This window comes from Bacillus sp. S10(2024), assembly GCF_050473865.1.
In the GTDB taxonomy this organism is placed as follows: Bacteria; Bacillota; Bacilli; order Bacillales; family Bacillaceae_G; genus Bacillus_A.
In genome coordinates, this window is the sequence record NZ_JBFLUR010000012.1 from 1 (window position 1) to 7653 (window position 7653).

Below are 7653 nucleotides of genomic sequence, written 5' to 3' on the forward strand. Positions count from 1 at the left end.
TTATGTAAATCAACCACATTATAACAATACTATAATGTTAGCGCTTCCTCAACCTATTTATACCAAAATAGGGTTTGTATTCAAGAAAATACAAAAAATGTAAATGTCTATTCGGTATTTCCCTTGTTTTTGGGTGTGAGTGCTGGCTGGGGGTTTGGGGGCTAGCCCCCAAGAATTTAACGTAACTGCATATTGCAAAAGAGAACTGAATAGATCGATAGGACTGGGTGGTTCGGCTGGTACAATTGCTAGTCTAAGTCGAACCATCTAAATCCTCGTTTTTGGTCTGTTCGGCTTGGCAAAAGCTAAAAACCAGCCGAAAAAAGTTTTGCAAGGACAAAATAAAAAAGAAAAGGCGGTAGCCTTTAGGTGAGGATTAACGAACCGACTTTTTTATTTTGAGGGTGGAGATTTTTGAGTGGTTTTCTCAAAAATACGACCCGTTCCTTGCGGAACTTTTAGCCCTATATATAAGAGTGAGAAGAGTAAAGTGAAGAAAGCCAGTAATAGCAAGGGTTTATAAGACATAAGGTGTTAAATTTTTTTAACACCTGTGTTAAAAAAATTTAACACCTATAAAATGGAAAATGATAAATAAAAAAAGATGTCAATATAAATTGACATCTAAAATAAATAAATTGGTAGTTTATGTTTTTTTCTATTACCTTCAATTTTAATATTACGTAAAGCTTTTGAAAAAATTTGTTGAGTCGCTCTATCAATATCATCTTTAGGTGAATTACATAATATATTAGGATTAACAAACCAAGTCCTTGCTGAACAAGTTCTTCCATCTTCAGTTATTACACCAGTTTCTGCCACTCCTAAAACTCCTTTTTCAAGCAATTCATTCATCATTTTTGAAATAGAAGTCCTTGTTTTCCCTAATTTCTTAGCTAAATAACTAGGAGATGCTGCATTCGGTTTTATATCATCATCTTTATTTTTTTCAACAACAACATTTGATTTAAATTCTAGAAATCTTGAAATATCAAATAAAAATGCCTTTTCCGGTTGAGTTAAATAGCCAATTTCACATAAATAATCAATATTCTCTGTAATCATTTGCACAAATCTCACCCGATCCGTAGGTTTTTTCTTTTTACCAATAAAATATTCTTCTCCACCAGACATTTTACTTAATACTTGTAGCATCATGGCTCTTTCTTCTTCAGAAAGTCCACCAGTGCCTTCAAGTTTTTCATAAATACTATTAATTTTGCTATCTCTTTCTTTTGCTTTTTTTTCAACTTGTCCAAAATCAATAATTTTCTTTGTCATATCTAGTTAATTCCTCCTTAAATTGAGGGAATCAACAAAAACACCTATTTTTTGCTATTTGATTATAAATCAAATTATGATAACCTATAACCAGATAATTTTCTTTTAGGTATTTTCGTAGAATACCCTTTTAAAAGAGTCATGTTCCCGCATGGCTCTTTTTTCATTCTATCACGTTTTCAATAACCTGAAAGATGGAAACAAAGTTTCCCCAATTTTTTTATCTTTCCATATCAAATCCTCGATGTTTATTGCTCATTTCCCTCTTATACTCACGTTCAAATTGATTATCTATTCCCTTATTATCCAATTCATTTTTAATAATCGCTCTAAACGTCTTAAATTGCTCTTTAAAGACTTTTTTTGTTTCTTGATATAAAACCTTTATATTTGTCTGTAAATCTCTTATATGAGCTTTTAAAGAACTTATTTCAGTCTTTAACGTCCCCACTTCTTTTTGCAACTGACCTTTTTCTTGTTTCAATGTCCTATTCTCTTCCATCCAACCTTCTGCAGTCATTCGTAAACTTTGATACTCTTTCACAAAATCTGTTTTTCTCAAATGCTCATAATCCTTTTTGATAGTCACCGCTGCATTCACTTGTTTTGTTAATTCTTGATATTGTTCTGGTGATAACACATAATTTCTTGTCTGTTTCTTCTTGATTTCAGCTTTTCCAAACATCTTATCCTGTACTTCTGTTATTACTTCTTTACGCAAAAATGGAATTTTAACAGGTTCATGTGGTACTTGATCCGCAACACGATCTAATTCTTCTTGCTTTTGTTTTACTCTTTTTTCTAACTCTACATAACGTTGGCCAATCAGCTGCAGCTTTTCACTTCCGCTTTCCACTTGTTGCTTCATTGTCTCTAATTCTTTGTACTTCTCAACGACATCACTTTCCAAACGCTTTTTCACCATCTGTAATTCTTTTGCTTTTTCTTCAGCATCTTTCAAATGATGATCGACAACTTGTAATTGCGTTTCTTTTTCTTGTACTTGATTTTCAATAAATGATTTTGTTTCTGCATATTCCTTATACTGACGGACTTTCATGTACTTGTGAGACCCTACATTTGCCCTTTCAAAATCAGGAATATGTTCTTTTGCTAATTCCTCGATATAAGCCGTTTCTAATGTTCTCCAATTCGCAATAAGTTCCGTTCCTTTTCCTTTTATGCCTTGTTGTTGCAAGGCTCTATCCATTCCGACACGCCTCGTTAAGCCTCGACTACTTTCGAAATTCGGTACATAGTTAATATGTAGATGCGGATTTGCTTCGTCATCATGTAACACCATGTTATAGACTGCTAGATTTGGATTACGCTCTTGAAACGCTTCTGCATACCGTTTTAACGCTTCTTTCTTTGCTTCCCTATACTTTGGGTCATCTTTGCCTTCTCCAATCGCTACGATCAATTCTCGTTGCTCATGTGTCTTATCGTCTTTATGTACTTTGGCATAGTAATCATTTATTTTACGATCATTTCCGTTTTTGTTTCTCGTTATACTTGTCCACCGCCTCTTGAAAAACATCCTTGTATACACTTCGGATGTCCTTTTGAACAAAGTAAATATTCTCCTCTGACCTGGCTGGATCAATACCAGGATTCCCATGAATGTTTTCTCTGTTATTATGGCTTCAACGAACTTTGGTGAGATTGATTAAATGAGATAGACGCCAACATAAAGTGCCACCACTTCCCCTAGATTAATTGATACCATAAGTCTAGCAAAGCGACGAAATGGAGTCAATTAACGTAACCCTATACGTATTTTGACGCTAACGCATCAAAATCGATAGGGGTCCTGCGACGCTGTCGGCGTTGCCGAGCCATGTTTAACATGGCAAAAAGACCTCGGACTTTGTCGAACCTACAAGGGGAACTCTTCCCCTTGACCCCATCAATCGAACTCCCCAACCCCTCAATTCCTTGAGGGGCTCCCTCGCCGGTTGGCAGGGTCAAAAGGATACCTTTTGACAACCACAAGAGGGTTGCATAGTGAGTCTGTCAACTCCTTAATGCTCCTTCATTTCGCTTTCGCTTCATTCTGTCCGCTTACCGTTGACAGACACGATACAAACTACCTTTATCTACTTTATTTTTCTATTAAGTAGATAATATAGCATACATATTATAAGGAATGCAGTACAGATCAGTATACAAGCATTCCCTTACTATAAAAATGTTAATAATATTTTAATGTTGTTGTTACTATATATGTCATGTATAGCAATGATAAAAAGATAAATATATCTAGTGTTAAAAATACATATAATATTATTTTTAGCTTTTTAGATGTATCATTTTTAATCATATATATAATAAATAGCATTGTAGTTGATTGAAATAGCATGGTGAAAAATAAAAATGTAATAGCAAATACCATATTCCCTGGTGTAAATGCAGTATTCATAATGAGTAGAGAACTAATTATATTAAGAATAAGCGTAGTTAGTATAAAAATATATTTATAAATGTTTTTAATTTTGATCGCCTACTTTTTAATTTTTTAGTTGGTAATACAGTTGTTTATTTTTATGGTTATTATAAGTATTTTTTTATTGTTTTCATCTACAATGTAAACATCTTTTTCTTCCCAATCTATTCCATGAGATATATCTTTTTCAATTGAAAATAAAACATCTTTATTTCTAAAAGGAATTGAATTTCGATTAGCATGAATGTTTATTTCATGTTCTTTTACATTGAGGCTATAATCCCCTGAATAATTGGAGAAAAAAGGTGTTAATTACTATAAATATATAGAATTCTTCTTTATCGTTTTTTTATAAAAGTGTGAATTAATAACTTTTAGATCTGATGTTTTTATGTCTTTTGGTATAAGTAAAAAAGCAATAAGACAATAAAATATAACAATAAGAGTAATCAAAGAATATATATATATAGCGGCTATTAGTAAATATCTTTTGTAATTGCTTTGTTTTATTATCTGATTTTGCAAATTTGAATCCTCCTTTAATAAAGAATCAATTGAAACATTAAATAGATTGCTTAAGGCTAATAAATTGGTTAGATCGGGAAGACTTTTTCCTAGTTTCCCATTTAGATATAACTTGTCTTGAAATAAATAATTGGCTAGCTACATCTTCTTGTGTCATTTTATTTATTAATCTTAAATGTTTTATTTTTTTCCAATTTCCATATATGTACCTCCTTTAATTACTTTAATTATTTTAATGTTAAATAGTAAGAAACGCATTGTAGCATCACAATAAAAAGGGCCGCAATGATTTGTTGCAGCCTTTTTTGGTGCTATTTTTATCGTGATTTATCTTCTATTTTTAATAATTAATAATTAGAAAGGTAAGTTATAGGGGGATTGTTAGTATTTTAAAAAAAAACACGCTAAGCAAAAAATACAAAGGAAATCCCTTTCAATCCTCGAATAACCATTGAAAAGCGAGTTCAAGAGCGGATGGAGAGCGTTTTATGCTATTCTAGAGAGCGAGGTGAGAGCGTGAAAGATACGAATATGTCTTGCTAAATAAGGAAATGAGCGAGCGGCTAGGTATCGGAATAAGCACTTTAAGAAAATGGGCTGCCGCTCTAGAAAAGAACGGGTATGGCTGGGAAAAGAATGAAGATGGAACTCGCTACTATACCCGCTATGATGAAGACACACTTATTTTGTTTAAAACTTTAGTACAGGAACAAAGGTTTAATTTAGAACAAGCTGCAAAGGTTATTGTATCAAGGCGTCAAGGTGGACACTCTTTAGAAAGAGCGGGGGGCGCTCTTCAAAAAAAGAAAAAGGAATCCCAAAATGAAACCCATTCTGTTACCCACTCTTTAAATCCTATATCAGCTGAACCATCTATTTTAACAGAAGAAGCTATACAATCATTAATGAATTATGTAAAAAATCAAGAACAACTTAACAAAAGTCTTATAGAGAAAATCCAAGAAATGGAGCAAGAACGAAACTCTTATTACGCCCTGTTAGAAAAAATTGAGGATGAACGTAAAGCGGATCGTGAGCTCCTTAAACAAGTGGGACAACAATTAAAAAGACAAGAAGAACGAACAAATGAAAGAGATAAAAATGTTAATGGAAAATATACGGAGCATTCAACAACTCGCAGCAGCCAAAGGAGAAGAGAAAAAAAAGAAAGGATTCTTCTCTAACTTGTTCAGTAAATAAATGAATTTCAATTATTGTACATGAAATTTTAAAAGAACGAATAATATGCAGGATTTTATACAGTTTTTTGGCTAATCCAGTAACAAACGAGAACCAGAAAACCTGCGTCAAGATAGGAATGTATAAAAAGATGCATAGAGTAATAGAAAAGGATAAAGGAGAATCCCTACTCTCACAAGGGATTTCTCCTTTATCCTTGCTACCGATAATAGGATGTTATGTTAACTGAATTTGAATAGATTATACAATCTAAAAAACACGATACATGCCTTTTTTTAAATGGTACAATGGAGAAAAAAAGGGGGACTTATATGAAGAAAAAGTTATTTGTTTCCCTCTTTTTGATATGCAGTCTGTTTGGTTGTAATCAAAATCATCAAAATGTAGTTATAAATAAAAAGAAAACAAAGGAGAAGGTTAATATGTTTAACACATCTCAAAATCAGAAGATGGACGAGAATGAGTTCTGGAAAATTATTGATATGTTTGATTGGGAGCATGAAGGTGATGACGAAGCGGTTTTGGAAAAGGCGGTAAACTATTTAAGTGAAAGTTCCAATGAAGATATATTTGCTTTTGAGGACATACTCTCGAAATTGCTTTACGATTTGGACGGTATTGAATATGCAAAGAACATTGGTGAGTATGCCTATGTAAACGAGAAGAAATTTTTCTCCGTAGACAATTTTCTGTATGCAAGATGTGTGGTTGTAGCAAATGGACGGGACTTCTATTACGAAGTTTTACAAAATCCTGAGGAAATGCCGAAGGACATAGAGTTTGAATCTTTATTGAGTGTAGCTAGAGAAGCATATGAACAGAAAAATGACGAAGAATTTGATTATATGCCAAAGTTTGATTATGAAACATATAGCAATAAAGGACAAATGGAGAGAATAAATTCCTAAACTTGAACAATTACATACAAACCTGAACTTCCGAGAACGAATTTTACGTCAACTAGCTTCTTTTGTAGAGGCTAGTTTTTTTGCTTAGCATGGTTTTTTTCTGAAATGCTGGCGGTACCCCTGTTTGGCCTGATAAAAGATAAAAAAACCAACCTCGTTATATAGATATAGTTTGTTATAATGCTATAAACAGAAAAAAAATAAAAAGGGGAAAATTATGACATTAGAACATGAATTCTTTTTAATAAAAAAAAACATAGATATGAATACATTTGGAAATTAAATAAAAATGAATTAGATTTTATTGATATGGTTACAATCATGACGATTTCATTGTATATATTAATGATTCTTTGAAGTGGATTCCCAGTATTAACCCTATAAATCCAAACTTCCCAAGGACAATTTGGTATTAATTATTATGAATTAACTTTATTTGATAAAAAATCCGCTTTAATTTTTAAAAACATTCTTACTTCTTGGGAAAATTTAATTAGAAATGCCCCTGACAAAATTTATTTAACCGGACAATATGAATGGAATGAGAATAATAAAGATGAAGGAGAATATAAAGAATTGCAATTCAACAAACAAGATTTAATAATTCAATTAGAAAAAATTATTACATTTACTCAAAAACTTGAAACAGGTGAATATTACATCTTACATCGAGGTATCTAATTTTCCCTTTCAATACCAAAAAATAAAAAAGAGAGTCTTTTTTAGACCCTCTTTTTTATTGCTTTTATTTACGCTTTACCAAAAGAAATAATTAAGTTGCTTCCTTTTTGAATATCTATGAATTTACCTAATTTTTTATATCTATAAACATTTGGAACCGCTCCATTAACTTTTGATGTTGTTGCTCCTTTAAGATTAGCTTTAAATGCTATAGATTTATTTATATATTGCGTCATTGTTGTAGCTCCAACTGATTTCCCATGTTTATTATAATGATAGGCTAAAGACTCAATTGGATGACCAAAAGATCCTTTATGCCAAGACCAAACACCATCATGACTAAATACTCCATATTTAACCATTAACGAATTATAATAAGCGTTTTCCCCTGGATCCTTCTTAAAGCCGCATCACCTTCGTTAATTTCAGATGATAAAGCAACACTATTATCAATAGTTTGAGCATATGATCTACAGGTGAAAAATAACCCTAATAATAGAATCATAGATAAAACAAAAATACTTGCCAATTTAAAACTAGCTTTCTTCAATACCATAATAACCTCATCCTTCAAAAATACAATAGTTTTGCGTATGTATTATAGTTAATTCA

The 7653-nt window shown here is 31.9% G+C and carries 6 protein-coding genes and 1 pseudogene; 2 read left to right on the forward strand and 5 right to left on the reverse strand.

Features of this window, described 5'->3' with window-relative positions; genetic code table 11:
- Positions 1-624: 624 nt before the first annotated feature.
- The 3 genes and pseudogenes from AB1280_RS24600 to AB1280_RS24610 all read right to left on the reverse strand — a co-directional run bounded on the left by AB1280_RS24600 (position 625) and on the right by AB1280_RS24610 (position 4409).
- Positions 625-1281 (reverse strand): MarR family transcriptional regulator, encoded by a 657-nt coding sequence (locus AB1280_RS24600; RefSeq protein ID WP_429757411.1) that lies wholly within the window; start codon positions 1279-1281, stop codon positions 625-627.
- 220 nt (positions 1282-1501) lie between these two features.
- Positions 1502-2973: pseudogene (locus AB1280_RS24605) on the reverse strand (plasmid recombination protein).
- 1316 nt (positions 2974-4289) lie between these two features.
- Entirely contained in the window at positions 4290-4409 is a 120-nt protein-coding gene (locus AB1280_RS24610; protein WP_429757420.1) for a hypothetical protein, read from the reverse strand.
- Positions 4410-4803: 394 nt separating this feature from the next.
- Here AB1280_RS24610 and AB1280_RS24615 point away from each other — a divergent pair, with 394 nt between their 5' ends.
- Entirely contained in the window at positions 4804-5436 is a 633-nt protein-coding gene (locus AB1280_RS24615) for a hypothetical protein (RefSeq protein WP_429757421.1), read from the forward strand.
- A gap of 327 nt (positions 5437-5763) precedes the next feature.
- Positions 5764-6360: a DUF4240 domain-containing protein gene (locus tag AB1280_RS24620; protein ID WP_429757422.1), complete on the forward strand. Its 597-nt coding sequence runs from the start codon at positions 5764-5766 to the stop codon at positions 6358-6360.
- Between the two features lie 749 nt (positions 6361-7109).
- On the opposite strand, the gene AB1280_RS24625 is transcribed toward AB1280_RS24620, so the two are convergent.
- Positions 7110-7403 (reverse strand): hypothetical protein, encoded by a 294-nt coding sequence (locus AB1280_RS24625; RefSeq protein WP_429757423.1) that lies wholly within the window; start codon positions 7401-7403, stop codon positions 7110-7112.
- The gene (locus tag AB1280_RS24630; protein WP_429757424.1) at positions 7403-7597 is read right to left on the reverse strand and encodes a hypothetical protein; all 195 of its coding nucleotides are present in this window, start codon (positions 7595-7597) and stop codon (positions 7403-7405) included. Before AB1280_RS24630 ends, AB1280_RS24625 begins: the two co-directional genes overlap by 1 nt.
- Between the last annotated feature and the right edge of the window lie 56 nt (positions 7598-7653).